Raw genomic sequence first — 13,967 nt, 5'->3', positions numbered from 1 at the left:
GACGGGTCGGGATGGCACCTTGCCGTATCGAGCAAGGGCTCCTTCTCGGTGCTGCTGCCGATTCCGTTCAATGATTTCACCACCCGCGACGTGCAGACCGGTGAGACCACGCATGTGGTCGGCGGCAAGAGCTCCGAAGGAATCAAGTTTGTCGCGGTCGAGCTGCCGCCCGGCAACAAGCCGCCGCCGGATCTCGCTTCAATTCCGAAAACGCTGGCCGCAAGTCCGGCGAACAAGATTTCCGACGTCGGCCGCAAGACAAGCGGCGATGCCGAGATTCTGACCCTGACGGTGAGCGATGGCGGCAAGACCATGTACATGCGCTGCATCGACGCGAAAGGCACGCGCTACACATTGACGATCGAGTTTCCTAATGCCTATCGGGACCTGATCGCTGCAAACAAGGACAGGTTCTTCGAGTCATTCAAGCTCAAGAAGAACTCTTGAGCGGCGGACCGTCAGTGCTCGCCGTGCACGGGTGCGCATAGACCTCGACCACGCCGCTGATCGCCATCCGATTGTGCTGCCGACTGCTGGCCGGGCATTGCGATCAACACTCCTTGAACGCTTTGTGATCATTCGGCCACGATTGACCGTCATCGTCTACGACGAAAGTTCATGGGCCGTTCATTTCGATTTCCGTACCAGTTCCACTCAAGAAGCTCGGCAAACCTGCCCCAACAAGGAGACTTCCATGCGTGAGATCGTCCGTCCCGTAACTGCTGCGCTGAGCGTCGCATGTCTTGCGATCGCGATGACCGCGGCGTCGAACAGCGGCGCGTTCGCGCAGGCCAAGCAGCAGCAGATGGCGCCGCCGGTGGCGAAGCAGCCCGCCCAAGCCGCGCCCGCCGCCGCTCCCGCACAGGCGGACCAGGCTCCAGCGATCAAGCAGATCGCGCTGACCGACAAGCAGATCGACGGCGCGCTCGCCGCGTCCAAGGAGATGGACCCGATCACCGCAAAGCTCTCGCAGGACGCCAAGCCGGACCCGAAGATCGTCGCGCAGCTCGAGGCCATCGCCAAGAAGAACGGCTTTGCCAGCTATGACGAGTTCAACAGCGTGGTCGACAACATCTCGCTGGTGCTCGGCGGCTTCGACCCGCAGACCAAGAAGTATGTCGGTCCCGAGGCCGTGCTGAAGGCGCAGATCGCCCAGGTCCAGGCCGACAAGAAGATGTCGGCCAAGGACAAGAAGGACGCGCTCGCCGACCTCAACGAAGCCCTTAAGTCGCCGCCGCCCGCGGTCGAGAACAAGGGCAACATCGATCTCGTGACCAAGAGCTACGACAAGCTGATGGAAGAATTCGGCGGCAGCGACGACAACTGAGTCGGCGCCCGAATCAAATCCGAATCAAGAATGAGCCCCGGAGAAATTCTCCGGGGCTTTTTTGCATCCGAAAGCGCCTCCTGATCAGGTACGCGTGCGCATCCGCATCATGAAGCTGTCGAACGAGAGCTCGGCGACCTGCATCCAGGCCAGCGATTCGTTGCGATAGGCGGCCAGGCTCGCATACATCTTGCCGAAATGCGGGTTGCTCTTGGCGAGATCGGCGTAGATCTCGTTGGCCGCGCCGTAGCAGGCTTCCAGCACCTCCTGCGGGAACGGCCGCAGCTGCGCGCCGGCCACGAGCAGACGTTTCAGCGCCGGCGGATTGACCGCATCGTACTTGCCGGTAACCCAGGTGAAGGTGTCTTCGGATGCGGCCTGGATCGCGGCCTGATAATGCTTCGGCAGCGCGTTCCACTTGTCCTTGTTCATCACATTGTGGCCCTGGCCGGTGCCTTCCCACCAGCCGGGGTAGTAGTAGAACTTCGCGACCTTGACGAAGCCGAGCTTCTCGTCGTCATAGGGCCCGACCCATTCCGCGGCGTCGATGGTGCCTTTCTCCAGCGCCGGATAGATATCGCCGCCGGCGATCTGCTGCGGCACACCGCCGACCTTGGCGATGATGGTGCCGGCGAAGCCGCCGACGCGGAATTTCAGTCCCTGGAAATCCGCCATCGACTTGATCTCCTTCCGGAACCAGCCGCCCATCTGGGCGCCGGTCGAGCCGGTCGGAATGCCGACGCAATTGTATTCCGCGAGCAGGCTGTTGAGCAGCTCGGTGCCGCCGCCCCATTGCAGCCAGGAAATATGCTGGCGGGTGTTGAGGCCGAATGGCAGCGACGTGCCGAAGGTGAAGGCGGGATTTTTGCCCCAGTAATAATACAGCGCGGTGTTGCCCATCTCGACGGTGCCGTTGGAGACGGCGTCCAGCACCTGCAGGCCGGGCACGATCTCGCCGGCCGCGAACGACTGGATCTGGAAGCGATTGTCGGTGATCTCGGCGACGCGCTTGCAGAAGAATTCACAGCCGCCGTACAGCGTATCGAGTGCCTTCGGCCAGCTCGCCGCGAGCCGCCACCTGACCTCGGGCATCGATTGCGCGACCGCGGGTGCAGCGACCGCCGTCGCCGCGAGCCCGACGCCGCCTGCCTTCAAGAATTCACGACGCTTCATGCAATTCCCTCCTGTGTGCCGATGCCTCGACAAGGGAACGATCTTGATGCCGTCTTTCTTCGCCGATCGATCGACGTTGCTGTGATGAATGTGTCCGGTGGCCCTCGACGGGCTCTTGGGTGTGGAAATCCGAGATTCCGGTTCCACCGGACAGGATGATCGTTTGCCGGAGGAAATCAAGCGGCTGCCTTCGTTGCAGGTGCGAAGGAGACGCTGCGTCGTTGGGTTTCATCCAATACCCGCCGCGACGGTGCCGGCTCGGCCGCGATCTGCTACGCAGGGCGGGTGAGGGAGTTCAAGGATATGGCCAACAAGAAAATCGTGGTCGCCGGTGCGACCGGCCTCGTGGGCAACGCCGCCTTGCGACACTTCGGCGCATCCGGCGATTGCGAGCGCATTGCGCTGTCGCGCCGCAAGCCGCGCGATCTCTACGGTGCTCGGCATGTGCGAATCGACCTCACCGATGCCGAGGATTGCCGTCGCGCCGCGGCCGAACTCGGCGGCGCGACGCATCTGATCTATGCGGCGCTCTTCGAGGCACCTAGCCTGGTCGACGGCTGGCGCGATGCCGGGCAGATCGAGACCAACGACCGGATGCTGCGCAATCTGATGGGCGTGCTCGAACCCGTCGCGCCCGATCTCAGGCATGTCGCGCTGCTGCAGGGCACCAAGGCCTATGGCGTGCATGTCCGGCCGCTCACCGTGCCGGCGCGCGAAGGCCGCTCGGAAATGTACGAGCAGCCGAATTTTTATTGGGCGCAGGAGAATTTCCTGCGCGAGTTGCAGCGCGGCAAGGGCTGGCACTGGAGCATCCTGCGTCCGGTGCTGATCATCGGCGAAGCGATGGGCGGTGCGATGGACCTGATCCCGCCGCTCGGCGTCTATGCCGCAATGCTGCGCGAGCAGGGCAGGCCGCTCGATTATCCCGGCGGCGCGCCGCGCGTCGCACAGGCGGTCGACGTCGATCTGCTGGCGCGCGCGATCGCCTGGTCGGGCGAGACAGAGGCTGCGCGCAACGAGGCGTTCAACGTCACCAATGGCGACGTCTTCACCTGGGAGAATATCTGGCCGGCGGTATCGGATGCGCTCGAGATGACGCCGGGCAAGCACGTGCCGCTGTCGCTCGCGCAGGAGTATCCGAAATGGATCGCGCCGTGGGATGAGCTTCGGAAAAAGCACGATCTGATCGCGCCCGGCCTGGAGGAATTCGTCGGCCTGTCGTTCCAATATGCCGATTACAGCATGCGCTATGGGCAGACCGAGTCCGGTCCGCCCTCGATCGTCTCGACGGTGAAGATCAACCAGGCCGGTTTCACCGAGATGATGGACACGGAAGCCATGTTCCGCAAATGGTTCAGGCTGGCAAAGGCGAGCGGGCTGCTGCCGTGAGCCGATCGCCGCTCTCTCGTCTCGCTCTCCCCGCCCTTCGCGGGGAGAGGTGAAGAGTGCCCGTGTAATGAGCGGAGACGTTACCGCGAGAACGCGGCTTCCATCGCCTTTCGTGTCTTGATCGTATCGTTGCGCTCGTCGAATTCGACATCGCTCCAGCGCACCACGGCGCCATGGGCGACGTCGTTCTTCAGCTTGACGCGATGCGCGAGCCCGATCGGCAACGCACCGGCGGCGAGGCTGGCGGAGGCAGGCATCAGTTTGCCCCACACCGTATAGCCGCCTTCACCGTCGAGCATCTCGCCGGCGCGCAGGTTGCGCTTTGCTACCGCCGCGACGTCGCCGCGGAAGCCGCGCGGCTGCCCGGTCGGCTCGTTGCGCAGCGCGGCCGACAGCACGGAAATGTTCAGCTCCAGCCCGATCAGATGATACGGCTTGTACATCGCCGCATAGCGGCCGGACGCATCGGTCCTGAGGCCGTACTGCCTGAAGCAGTCGGCGGCATAATCGTTCGGCGCCTCCAGCACCACATAGACGCCCCAGCGCAGATCGCGGAACACCGGCCGGCCGTCGCGCTCCAGCGACGACACCACCTCGACGATGCCGGATCTCTCGAGCACGCCGCCTTTGTCGCGCGGCCGCATCACATGCGGCAAATCGTCGACGCCGCAGGGCGGAAACAGCAGACCCTCCGAGGGCACGTCGAGCGTGCAGGCATTGGCGATCGCCGCCATCTCAATCGCGGATTTGGTGCCGTCGAGGAAGGAGTTGAACATCTGCGGGTTCATGCCGGCGGATTGCGCTTCGCCGGCGGTGAGCCCGTAGTGCTGCCACACGCCCTCCGGTGTCACGTCGTGATAGGCGGGCAGATACTTCGTGCCCTTGCCGGCGGCGACGACGCGAAAGCCGGTCGCGCGCGCCCAATCGACCATCTCCGCGGTGAGCGCCGGCTGGTCGCCATAAGCGAGCGAATAGACCACGCCGGCCTTGCGCGCCTCCTCGGCGAGCAGAGGACCCGCCAGCACGTCGGCCTCGACATTGACCATCACGACATGCTTGCCGGCTGATATTGCCGCGCGGGCATGGCGGATGCCGACCGCGGGATTGCCGGTCGCCTCCACCACGACATCGAACGCGCCGCCGGCGATCGCGCGCGCGCCGTCATCGGTGAAGGTAGTCGCACTGATCCGCGTGTCGTCCCAGCCGACCGTCCGGCACGCCTCGCGCGCGCGGTCACGGTCGAGGTCGACGATCACGGGCACCTCAAGCCCCGGCGTGTGCGGCACCTGCGACAGGAACATCGAGCCGAATTTGCCGGCGCCGATCAGGGCGACGCGCACCGGCTTGCCGGCGGCGGCGCGGGTTTGGAGGAGGTGATGCAGGTTCATGATGTGGATCCGAGATCATTACTGTGTCCCGGACGCGGTGCAGCACGAAGCGCTGCTCCGCAGAGCCGGGACCCATGGAGGAAGTTGAACAAGAAGGCCCCGGCTCGGCAGCGCACCGCTTTGCGTGCGCCGCGTCCGGGGCACGAGCGAGTTTACTCCGCCGCCTGCCGCGGCGCACGGGCGAGCTGCAGCAGCGCGTCGTCGGCCACGGTCTGGATCGGCGTGAAGTCGCGATGCGCGATGTAATCCGGCCGGGTCGGGGTGCGGATATAGTTCGAGACCGCGTTCAGCGTCAGGTAGACGATCTTGCGCGGATAGGGCGTGATGTTGCCGCTCGATCCATGCACCAGATTGCCGTGGAACATCAGCATGCCGCCGGGCTTGCCGGTCGGCGCGACGATGCCGCCCTGCTTGACGAGCCGGGTCACCGTCTCCTCGTCCAACGTCCACAGCGGATAGGACGTGGTTTCGAGATCGTGCGACGCCTTCAGGTCGCCCGCGGTCTGGCTCTGCGGCACCAGCATCAGCGGGCCGTTGATCGGCATCACCTCGTCGAGGAAGATCGCGATGTTCATCGCGCGCGGCTCGGGCATGCCGTCGTCGCGCTTCCAGGTGCCGTAGTCCTGGTGCCACTGCCAGACGTCGCCGGTGAAGGCGGCCTTCGCGTTGATCTTGAACTGGTGCATGTAGACCTTCTCACCGAACAGCTGCTCGATCGGGTCGATCATGCGCGGATGCGCGCCGAGGGTGCCAAATGCCTCGTTGTAGAGATGCGCGGCGAAGGCCGTGCGCGGCGCACCGCTCTTTTCGCGCCACACCTCGGGGCGGTTGGCGTCATAGATCGCGACCGCCTCGCGCGCGAGGAAGTCGACCTCTTCCTGGTTGAACAGCTCGGGCAGGAACAGCCAGCCTTCGCGGTGAAAGAATTCGACCTGCTCTTGGGTCAGTTTCATGGTGCTTTCCTCCTTTGTTTGTTGTCTCCCCTCATGGTGAAGAGCGCGTCTTCGCGTCTCGAACCATGAGGTCTCGGTGGCTGCATCCTTTGAGACGCGGCTTGCGCCGCTCCTCAGGATGAGGCGGCCAGCGGGTTACGCCGCCCGATCTGTCGCTCGCAATCTCTCTTCCGTCATCCGCCCCGCCGTCTGCGCATGCGCCAGCGCCGCAGCCTCCGCCGCTTTGGCATTGCCGGAGAAGATATGCGCGGCAATGGTCTCGTGTTCGGTCCAGGCGCTGTCGCGGTAATCGAGCTCGGCGAGCACGGTCGCCATCGAGCGGCGCATATGCGGCCATTGCGGCGCGATCATTTCCTCGATCGCGGAATTGCCGGCGAGGCGATAGATCGCGCTGTGGAAGTCGACGTCGAGCGCGATCAGGCGCGCCAGCGGCGCGTCGCCGTCGATCGCGCGTCCGGCTTCGAGCGCGCCCTCGAGCTGTGCGCGTGCGGCGGAATCTTCCTTCACGCGCGTCGCGGCAAGCCTCGCCGCCAGCGCGTCGATGGCGCCCCGCACTTCATAGAGCTCGCGGATGCGCTGCGGATCGAGCTGCGTCACCTCGAAGCCGCGCTTGCCGCTTTCCGCGACGAGGCCCTGGCGATGCAACAGATGCAGCGCGTGCGAGATCGGCTGGCGCGAGACGCCGAGCCGATCGGCCAGTTCGTTCTGGGTGATGCGCTGGCCGGGCAGCAACGAGCGGTCGATGATCGCTTCGAGCAATCGCCCATAGACCTGGTCGATGAGGTTCGGAAGCGGGTCCAACGGGATCATGCCGACCGTCCAGATTGGAATACGGAATTCCGTGTTCGAAAAGGAAGCTACTGCCGGTTGTGCAAGCGGTCAAGGCTCCAATTTGAGGTGAAGCTAAGTAATTGATATGTCGTTATTTTATGTGGATTGAGCATGTCCAGCATTGGTATCGGTTCCGGTGATCAGCCAGCCTCGATCGCTCAGCGAGGCGTCCAGCCGCCTGGTCGAACGCCGGCCACCGACTCCTTTGCATGGGGTTGTTTTCGATACTTTGGTAACGGGCCTCCCCGCAACTGACGGTCGGCTACTTCGCCTTGCCGAGTTCCATCAGGATCCGCGTCATCAGATAGAGCCGTGGCACGATCGAGTTGGTGTCGATGTATTCGTCGCGCGCGTGATAGCCCCAGCCGGCGAGGCCGAAGCTTTCGACCACGACCGCCTTGCCGCTGCGCGCGGCGTAGCCGGCATCGGTCGCGCCGCCGGTCATTTCCGCAATGTCGAGCGTGCGGTCGAGTTCGGCATAGATCGCCTGGCCCTGCCTGGCGAGCGCACGGCCGCGATCGTCAGCGACGAAGGGCGGGCGGCCCGCGACGACCTTCACGCTCACCTCGGTGTCCGGGATCAGTCTGTTCTTTACCTTCTCGTCGAGCGCGGCCTGCAGCCTCGCGACGCCGTCCGGAATGGTGAGGCGGATGTCGGCGCCGGCAGAGGCGTGATCGGGGATCTGGTTGCGCACGGTGCCGGCCTTCGCGGTGGTCCAGTTCAGCTGCGTGCCCGGGATCGATTTCGCGACGTCCTGGGTCTGCAGCAATTGATGCGCGAGCTCGATCAGCGCGTTGCGGCCGAGCTGCGGCGCGGCACCGGCATGCGAAGCCTTGCCCTTCACGTCCATCGTGCCGGTGGCGGTGCCGCTGGCGCCGAGCAGCAGGCTCTCGTTCTTGGCGACCGGCGGCGCCACCGTCGGCTCGCAGGACAGCACCACATCATGCTGGTCGGCGAGCTCGGCGATGATCTCGCCGGAGCCGATCGAGCCGACCTCTTCATCCGGATTGAACGACACCGTGAGTTTTGCGTAATCGCGCCAGCCCGCATCGTTCAGGATCTTGAGCGAATGCAGGATGACGGCGATGCCGCCCTTGTCGTCGGCAATGCCGGGTCCGTAGATCTTGTTGCCGTCGACCTTGTAGGGCTGGGTGTCGAGGATGCCGTGCTCATAGACCGTATCCATGTGCGCGATCAGCATCAGCTTCTTGCTGCCGGTGCCTTCGAAGGTGCCGATCACCATGTCGGCGCCGGCGCCCTTCGTGGTTTTGCGGCGTTCAGTCTTGGCGCCGAGCGCCTTCAGCCGGGTTTCGGTGAAATCGGCCATTTTCTTCAGGCCCTCGACGTCGCTGGAGCCCGACTCGATCAGCACCATGTCGCGCAGGCTTTCGATCACCGCCGGCTGCGCCTGCTCGGCGGCCGCGCGCAGCTTCTCATCCGCGGCGGCAAAGGCGGAGGGGACGAGGCGAGCGCGAGCAGGCCGGCCGACGCGAGCAATTTGACGGATAGTTTCATTATTGTCCTCCCTGCATCAATGCAGGGGGACACTAGCATCGCGACTTGCCCGTCTCCAGTCGCGATCAATTCCGGTCGAGCACCTCGACATCGAACGTCTCGATCTGCGCCGGCTCTGCGGTCGCGTCGATTGCCGCGATCCTGTCGCCCGAAATCGTGACCCGCAGCACGATACGCAGCCTGCCGCCGAAGATGACGGCAACGCCGATCTCGCCGTCGACCAATGCTGTTTGCGCCGCCTGCGCGCGTCCCTTGAAGCTCTCGGCGACCGCCGCGGCGCCGCGGATCACCGGCAGCGAGCCGAGCCGCTGCGCGGCCTGATCGGCGCGCACCACGACGTCGGGCGCGAGTACGGCAAGCAGTCCCTCGAAATCGCCGTTGCGGGATGCCGCGAGGAAAGCCTCGACGATGCCGCGCTGCCGGCTGAGATCGGGATCCGGCGCGGGCGGCGCGCCCTGGACGCGGCGCCGTGCGCGGCTGGCGAGCTGCCGCGCGGCGGCCGGCGTGCGCCCGACGATCGGTGCGATCTCCTCGAACGGGACTGCGAACATGTCGTGCAGCACGAAGGCCAGCCGCTCGGCCGGCGCCAGCGTCTCCAGCACCACCAGCAGCGCCGCGCCGACGGAATCCGCCATCTCGCTCTCGCGCTCGGACGGATTGTCCGCGATCGGCTCCGGCACATGCGGGCCGATCGGCTCCTCGCGGCGCGATTTGCGCGAGCGCAGCATGTCGAGGCAGATCCGTGCGATCACCGTGGTCAGCCAACCGCCCAGATTGTCGACCGCAGCCGTGTCGGTGCGGCCGAGCCGCAGCCAGGCTTCCTGCACGGCATCGTCGACCTCGGCGCTCGAGCCCAGCATGCGGTAAGCCACGGCCCGCAGGCGCGGCCGGTTGGCCTCGAACTGATCGGTGAGAGGATTTTTCTCGTCCATCGGTCACATTTCCCTTTGTCCGCTCCGTCATGGCCATGACGAACGAATGCCGGCCGATGTGACAACAGATCGGCACGGCGGTGTCAAAACGCAAATCAGGAGAGTGACATGATGAAAGCCCGCATGAACCACCCTGTGATGGTTGTTCCCGAGGCCATGAAGGCGCTGCAGGCGCTCAGCGAGTGCACCAAGCCGGCGCTGCCGGAAAAGCTGCTGGAACTGGTGCATCTGCGCGCCAGCCAGATCAATGGCTGCAGCGTCTGCGTCGATATGCACCCGAAACTCGCCCGCCGCGCCGGCGAGACCGACGAGCGGCTGTTCGCGGTCGGCGCTTGGCGCGACGCGCCGTATTTCACCGACGCCGAGCGCGCCGCACTGGCGCTGACCGAAGCGGTGACCCGGCTCAGCGACCGCGAGGATCCGGTGACGGACGCTGTGTGGGACGATGCCGCGAAACACTTTGGCGAGCAGCAGCTTGCATCGCTGGTGCTGGGGATCGCAGCGATCAACGTCTGGAATCGGTTGAACGTCGCCGTGCGCCAGCCCGTTGGTGCGTGGAAGGTGTGAGGAGACCTCTCGCCACGTAGACGGTGCACCCTCTCCCCTTGTGGGACAAGGGGAGAGGTGCACCTGTTATGCCGCCAGAAACTCCAGCACGATCTCGCAGTAGCGCTGCGGGGCCTGCTCGAACATCGGGTGCGTGGTGCCCGGGATCATCTCGGTGCGCGAACCCTTCACGTTGGCGGCAAGCGCGTGCAGCACCTTCGGCAGCACGCCCTTGGTGTTGGCGCCGCCGATGAACAGCGTCGGCGTCCTGATCGCCTCCGCGTCGGCCTTCGAGAATGGCGGCCGCTGGTCGCGGGTCTGGCCGATCAGCGTGGTCGCGTTGTCGCGCAACAATTGCTTGGAGGTCGCCGGGATCCGTTTCCAGGCGCCGGGGCCTTCGAGCGCGTCCATGAAGATCTGCAAGCCGCCATCGATATCGCCCTTGGCGATTTCCGCGGCGCATGCCGCGAAGCGCGCCGCCAGCGGCGAGGGGCCCGGCTTGAAGTCGGGATCAAGCGTTTCGTCAAGCTCGCCGCCGGGCTCGGCGAGGATCAGCTTGCGCAGCAGATCCGGCCGACGTTGCGCGGCCCGGAAGCAGATGTGGCCGCCGCGGGAGTGGCCCATCAGGTCGACCGGTTTGGTGTCGAACCTTTCGATGAAGGCGATCACATCGTCGACATGCTGCGCGATCGAATAGGTGTCGCCGACGCCGTCCCAATGCGCCGGGAAGAAATGGCGCAGGCTGACCGCGATCACGCGATGGTGGCGGGTCAGCGGGCCGAGCACCGCCGACCAGATCCGGAAATCGCACAGCGAGCCATGTACGCAGACCAGCGGCGGGCCCTGACCGATATCCAGATAGGGCATGTCGAAACCGTTGACGGGGAGGCTCTGCATTTGGGGCTCGCGGAAAGGGCAGGATGTTGTTGATTTGACCGAAGTTCCCACGGAATTCGGGTGGATAGCAACATTCTCCAAGCCTAGATTTCAGATCAACAGCAGGCTCAAACGCGTGAGCCCAAGAGATATCAGGGAACATCTGGAGCGAGCCATGACCGGCCAGCATTTTGCGATTTTCGAGACCATGATCGGCGCCTGCGGCGTCGTCTGGGGCGAACACGGCGTCACCGGCGTGCAGCTGCCGATGGGGTCAGAGGAAAAGACCCGCAAGCGGATCTTTCAGCGCAACGGCGACGTCACCGAGGCGGCCCCGCCGGTGGATGTGCAGCGCGCGATCGACGGCATGATCGAGCTGCTCGCCGGCAAGCCGAACGACCTCGCCGACATCGTGCTCGACCTCGACGGCGTGCCGGAGTTCAACCGCGGCGTCTACGACATCGCGCGCAAGATCCCGCCGGGCAAGACCATGACCTATGGCGATATCGCCAAGCAGCTCGGCGGCGTCGAGCTGTCGCGCGACGTCGGCCAGGCGTTGGGCCGCAACCCGTGCCCGATCGTGGTGCCCTGCCACCGGGTGCTGGCGGCGGGCAACAAGCCGGGCGGCTTCTCGGCCAATGGCGGCGTCGTGACCAAGCTGAAGATGCTGCAGATCGAAGGCGCGGTGGTGAACCACACGCCGAGCCTGTTTGATTGAGTGGCGTGCACTCTTCTTATCATCCTCCCCTGGAGGGGGAGGATCGGTTCGCATGAAATGCGAACCGAGGTGGGGTGAAGGTCTCTCGTATCGGGCGCTGCCCGTGTTGAGAGATCACCCCACCCCGTCTCACATTCCGCTACGCTTCATGTGAGCCGACCCTCCCCCTCCAGGGGAGGGTGAGAGAACGGCTGTCGCGAGTTCAGTTTACGTCACGCCATCTCGCACACGAACCCGTTCCCCTTCCGCTTGATCTTGCCGACCGTGGGCGAGGGGAAGTGCGCGGGGCAGCACAGCGTGTCGGTGTCGCAATAGCGCTCCAGGAAGCTGCGTCGCGTCTTTGCGGATTGCACCGGGTCGACGTCGAATTTCGGCGAGATTTCCGGATGAAGCGTCTGGATCGGCGAGTGCATCAGGTCGCCGGCAAACACCGCATCATCTTTGCCGCGGCCGAAGGTGAAGGCGACATGGCCCGGCGTGTGGCCGGGTGTCGGCAGGATGCGCATGTGGTCGCCGATCGCAAAATCGTTTCCGACGAGTTCGGCCCGCTTGGCTTCGACCACCGGCAGCACGCTGTCCACGAATGGCGGGACCTCTGCCTTCGCGTTGGTCTCGGTCCAATAGTCGAACTCGCTCTTGTCGAACACGTAGCGCGCGTTCGGGAAGGTCGGCACCCAGCGGCCGTTCTCGAGCCGCGTATTCCAGCCGACATGGTCGACATGCAGATGCGTGCACATCACATAGTCGATGTCGCCGACCGAGAAGCCCGCTGCCGCAAGGCCGCGCAGATAATTGTCGTCGGTCTTCATGTTCCAGGTCGGCCGCGTCGGCCGCGGCTTGTGGTTGCCGATGCAGCTGTCGATCAGGATGGTGTGGTGCGGCGTCTTCACGATGTAGGACTGGAACGCCAGGATCAGCGTGTCGCTGTCGTCGAGCGCACCGGCCGCTTTCATCCACGCGCGGTTCTCCGCCAGCAGCTCCGGTGTCAAGCCGGGGAACATGTCGTGCGCGGGCAGGAACTTGCCCTCCTCCTCGACGACGCGATGAATGGTGAGATCGCCGGCCGCAAATTTCAGGCTCATGGTGATTTCCTTGGATAAGATCAGTGCGCGTCGCGCACGGCGGGAATGATGATGTTGGCAAGGATATCCATCGCCGCAAGCCCCTCCTTCGGCTGGCCGTACTGGGCTGCGGTCGTCATCATCACAAGATCGAGATCGGGCACCACGATGATGCGCTGGCCGCCCCAGCCGAAGGCGCCGACCCATCTCACTTCCTTGCCCCCGGCCAGCGATCGGCCGACCCACCATTGATAGCCGTAGAACAGCGTGCCGCCGAAATAGCCGACCGCCTGAAAGCGCGGCGCGATCGATTGCGTGATCCAGTCGGCCGAAACGATCTGCCGGCCGTTCCACTTCCCGCCATTGAGCACGAGCTGGCCGATCTTCGCGGCATCGCGCGGACGCAGCCGGAGGCCGGAGGCGGCGGCGACCTTGCCGTTCTTGTAGGTTTTCCACTCGAGATCGGTGATGCCGAGCGGCTGGAACAGCGTCTCGCGCGCGAAGGCCTCGAGCGGCTTGCCGGCGACCTGCTCGACGATGCTGCCGAGCAGATCGGTGCCGCCGCCGCTGTAATTCCACAGCGTGTCCGGCGGCGCGGCGATCGGCTTGGCCAGGACGTAGCCGATCGGATCGGCATCGAAGGCGAGATGCGGCTCGTCGTTCTTGGGGTCGTTCCAGGGCAGCGTCTCGTCCCATTTGATGCCCGACGACATCGTCAGCAGATGGCGCAGCGTGATGGCGTCCCATCCCGCCTTCTTCGCCGACTGATGTTCGGGGAAGAATTTCACCACGGGCTCGTCGGCGCTCGCGATCAGCTTGCGGTCGATGGCGATGCCGACCAGCAGGGACGTCACGCTCTTCGACGCCGAGCGCATATCGTGCTTGGTCGTCGCGGTGAAGTCGACGCGGCCTTCCGGATGGCCCCACGGCTGGTCGATGCCGGCGAAATACTGCTCGAACACCAATTTGCCGTGGCGCACTAGGACCACCGAATGGATCTCGCTGCTGCGCAAGCCGAGCCGCGCAGCGATGCCGCACAGCCGGTCGCCATCCATGCCGACGCTGCCGGGTGCGGCAATCGTCCAGCCGTCGTCGAGCACGGCCGGCGATCCGCACGGCTGGTCTTGTTGCTGTTGCGCCATGCCGTCGGCCCTCGCATCGCTGCCCAGGACGGTGAACGCGAGCGCAAGGCTCGCGCCGAACAGATGAATGAGGGGGAGGCGATTGCGCATTCCGTCGTCCCCCCCCCCCCCCCCGG

At 64.9% G+C, this 13,967-nt stretch carries 14 protein-coding genes (1 of these 14 only partly in view); 5 read left to right on the top strand and 9 right to left on the bottom strand.

Annotation, left to right across the window (positions count from 1 at the left end; genetic code table 11):
• Together ACVILL_RS07640 and ACVILL_RS07635 are read left to right on the top strand one after the other, a co-directional pair.
• Nucleotides 1–447 carry the 3' portion of a hypothetical protein gene (locus tag ACVILL_RS07640; protein ID WP_456728514.1) on the top strand. The gene continues 228 nt to the left of window position 1, outside the view, so the window shows 447 of its 675 coding nt (coding positions 229–675); the start codon falls outside the window, past its left edge; it ends in the stop codon at nucleotides 445–447.
• Between the two features lie 247 nt (nucleotides 448–694).
• On the top strand, nucleotides 695–1,327 hold the full coding sequence (locus tag ACVILL_RS07635; protein ID WP_456728513.1) for a hypothetical protein: 633 nt from the start codon (nucleotides 695–697) through the stop codon (nucleotides 1,325–1,327).
• An 84-nt stretch (nucleotides 1,328–1,411) separates the two neighbouring features.
• Here ACVILL_RS07635 and ACVILL_RS07630 read toward each other — a convergent pair whose 3' ends face one another.
• Nucleotides 1,412–2,500, bottom strand: a complete 1,089-nt coding sequence (locus ACVILL_RS07630; RefSeq protein ID WP_456728512.1) for a TRAP transporter substrate-binding protein — start codon at nucleotides 2,498–2,500, stop codon at nucleotides 1,412–1,414.
• A 303-nt stretch (nucleotides 2,501–2,803) separates the two neighbouring features.
• Between ACVILL_RS07630 and ACVILL_RS07625 the strand changes: the two genes are divergently transcribed.
• Nucleotides 2,804–3,889, top strand: a complete 1,086-nt coding sequence (locus ACVILL_RS07625) for an NAD-dependent epimerase/dehydratase family protein (protein WP_456728511.1) — start codon at nucleotides 2,804–2,806, stop codon at nucleotides 3,887–3,889.
• 80 nt (nucleotides 3,890–3,969) lie between these two features.
• On the opposite strand, the gene ACVILL_RS07620 is transcribed toward ACVILL_RS07625, so the two are convergent.
• From ACVILL_RS07620 to ACVILL_RS07600, 5 genes are all read right to left on the bottom strand, one after another.
• The gene (locus tag ACVILL_RS07620; protein WP_456728510.1) at nucleotides 3,970–5,277 is read right to left on the bottom strand and encodes an NAD(P)H-dependent oxidoreductase; all 1,308 of its coding nucleotides are present in this window, start codon (nucleotides 5,275–5,277) and stop codon (nucleotides 3,970–3,972) included.
• Nucleotides 5,278–5,429: 152 nt separating this feature from the next.
• Nucleotides 5,430–6,230: a phytanoyl-CoA dioxygenase family protein gene (locus ACVILL_RS07615; RefSeq protein ID WP_456728509.1), complete on the bottom strand. Its 801-nt coding sequence runs from the start codon at nucleotides 6,228–6,230 to the stop codon at nucleotides 5,430–5,432.
• Between the two features lie 135 nt (nucleotides 6,231–6,365).
• Nucleotides 6,366–7,040 carry a GntR family transcriptional regulator gene (locus tag ACVILL_RS07610; RefSeq protein ID WP_456728508.1) on the bottom strand — a complete coding sequence of 225 codons (675 nt, stop codon included), beginning with the start codon at nucleotides 7,038–7,040 and terminating at the stop codon, nucleotides 6,366–6,368.
• 283 nt (nucleotides 7,041–7,323) lie between these two features.
• The gene (locus tag ACVILL_RS07605; protein WP_456734201.1) at nucleotides 7,324–8,490 is read right to left on the bottom strand and encodes a M20/M25/M40 family metallo-hydrolase; all 1,167 of its coding nucleotides are present in this window, start codon (nucleotides 8,488–8,490) and stop codon (nucleotides 7,324–7,326) included.
• A gap of 151 nt (nucleotides 8,491–8,641) precedes the next feature.
• A complete protein-coding gene (locus tag ACVILL_RS07600; protein WP_456728507.1) occupies nucleotides 8,642–9,508 on the bottom strand; it encodes a sigma-70 family RNA polymerase sigma factor in 867 nt (288 codons plus the stop codon).
• A 111-nt stretch (nucleotides 9,509–9,619) separates the two neighbouring features.
• Here ACVILL_RS07600 and ACVILL_RS07595 point away from each other — a divergent pair, with 111 nt between their 5' ends.
• Nucleotides 9,620–10,075, top strand: a complete 456-nt coding sequence (locus ACVILL_RS07595; RefSeq protein WP_456734200.1) for a carboxymuconolactone decarboxylase family protein — start codon at nucleotides 9,620–9,622, stop codon at nucleotides 10,073–10,075.
• 66 nt (nucleotides 10,076–10,141) lie between these two features.
• On the opposite strand, the gene ACVILL_RS07590 is transcribed toward ACVILL_RS07595, so the two are convergent.
• Complete coding sequence (locus ACVILL_RS07590; protein WP_456728506.1) at nucleotides 10,142–10,951, bottom strand: alpha/beta fold hydrolase; 810 nt, start codon at nucleotides 10,949–10,951, stop codon at nucleotides 10,142–10,144.
• Nucleotides 10,952–11,105: 154 nt separating this feature from the next.
• On the opposite strand from ACVILL_RS07590, the gene ACVILL_RS07585 reads away from it, so the two are divergent.
• Complete coding sequence (locus ACVILL_RS07585; RefSeq protein ID WP_456728505.1) at nucleotides 11,106–11,648, top strand: methylated-DNA--[protein]-cysteine S-methyltransferase; 543 nt, start codon at nucleotides 11,106–11,108, stop codon at nucleotides 11,646–11,648.
• Nucleotides 11,649–11,860: 212 nt separating this feature from the next.
• Here ACVILL_RS07585 and ACVILL_RS07580 read toward each other — a convergent pair whose 3' ends face one another.
• Together ACVILL_RS07580 and ACVILL_RS07575 are read right to left on the bottom strand one after the other, a co-directional pair.
• Nucleotides 11,861–12,730 carry an MBL fold metallo-hydrolase gene (locus ACVILL_RS07580; RefSeq protein WP_456728504.1) on the bottom strand — a complete coding sequence of 290 codons (870 nt, stop codon included), beginning with the start codon at nucleotides 12,728–12,730 and terminating at the stop codon, nucleotides 11,861–11,863.
• Nucleotides 12,731–12,750: 20 nt separating this feature from the next.
• Nucleotides 12,751–13,941, bottom strand: coding sequence for a serine hydrolase domain-containing protein (locus ACVILL_RS07575; protein ID WP_456728503.1), 1,191 nt, complete (start codon nucleotides 13,939–13,941; stop codon nucleotides 12,751–12,753).
• Between the last annotated feature and the right edge of the window lie 26 nt (nucleotides 13,942–13,967).

The sequence above is a fragment of the Bradyrhizobium sp. USDA 3364 genome, from assembly GCF_054056355.1.
This window is presented reverse-complemented; position numbering and strand designations above follow the sequence as displayed.

Excerpts from the sequence above, each read along its gene's own strand:
- ACVILL_RS07590 (WP_456728506.1), bottom strand. The coding sequence starts at position 10,951 with ATGCAGAGCCTCCCCGTCAACGGTTTCGACATGCCCTATCTGGATATC.
- ACVILL_RS07595 (WP_456734200.1), top strand. The coding sequence starts at position 9,620 with ATGAAAGCCCGCATGAACCACCCTGTGATGGTTGTTCCCGAGGCCATG.
- ACVILL_RS07610 (WP_456728508.1), bottom strand. The coding sequence starts at position 7,040 with ATGATCCCGTTGGACCCGCTTCCGAACCTCATCGACCAGGTCTATGGG.
- ACVILL_RS07625 (WP_456728511.1), top strand. The coding sequence starts at position 2,804 with ATGGCCAACAAGAAAATCGTGGTCGCCGGTGCGACCGGCCTCGTGGGC.
- ACVILL_RS07615 (WP_456728509.1), bottom strand. The coding sequence starts at position 6,230 with ATGAAACTGACCCAAGAGCAGGTCGAATTCTTTCACCGCGAAGGCTGG.
- ACVILL_RS07580 (WP_456728504.1), bottom strand. The coding sequence starts at position 12,730 with ATGAGCCTGAAATTTGCGGCCGGCGATCTCACCATTCATCGCGTCGTC.
- ACVILL_RS07585 (WP_456728505.1), top strand. The coding sequence starts at position 11,106 with ATGACCGGCCAGCATTTTGCGATTTTCGAGACCATGATCGGCGCCTGC.
- ACVILL_RS07630 (WP_456728512.1), bottom strand. The coding sequence starts at position 2,500 with ATGAAGCGTCGTGAATTCTTGAAGGCAGGCGGCGTCGGGCTCGCGGCG.
- ACVILL_RS07575 (WP_456728503.1), bottom strand. The coding sequence starts at position 13,941 with ATGCGCAATCGCCTCCCCCTCATTCATCTGTTCGGCGCGAGCCTTGCG.
- ACVILL_RS07635 (WP_456728513.1), top strand. The coding sequence starts at position 695 with ATGCGTGAGATCGTCCGTCCCGTAACTGCTGCGCTGAGCGTCGCATGT.
- ACVILL_RS07600 (WP_456728507.1), bottom strand. The coding sequence starts at position 9,508 with ATGGACGAGAAAAATCCTCTCACCGATCAGTTCGAGGCCAACCGGCCG.
- ACVILL_RS07620 (WP_456728510.1), bottom strand. The coding sequence starts at position 5,277 with ATGAACCTGCATCACCTCCTCCAAACCCGCGCCGCCGCCGGCAAGCCG.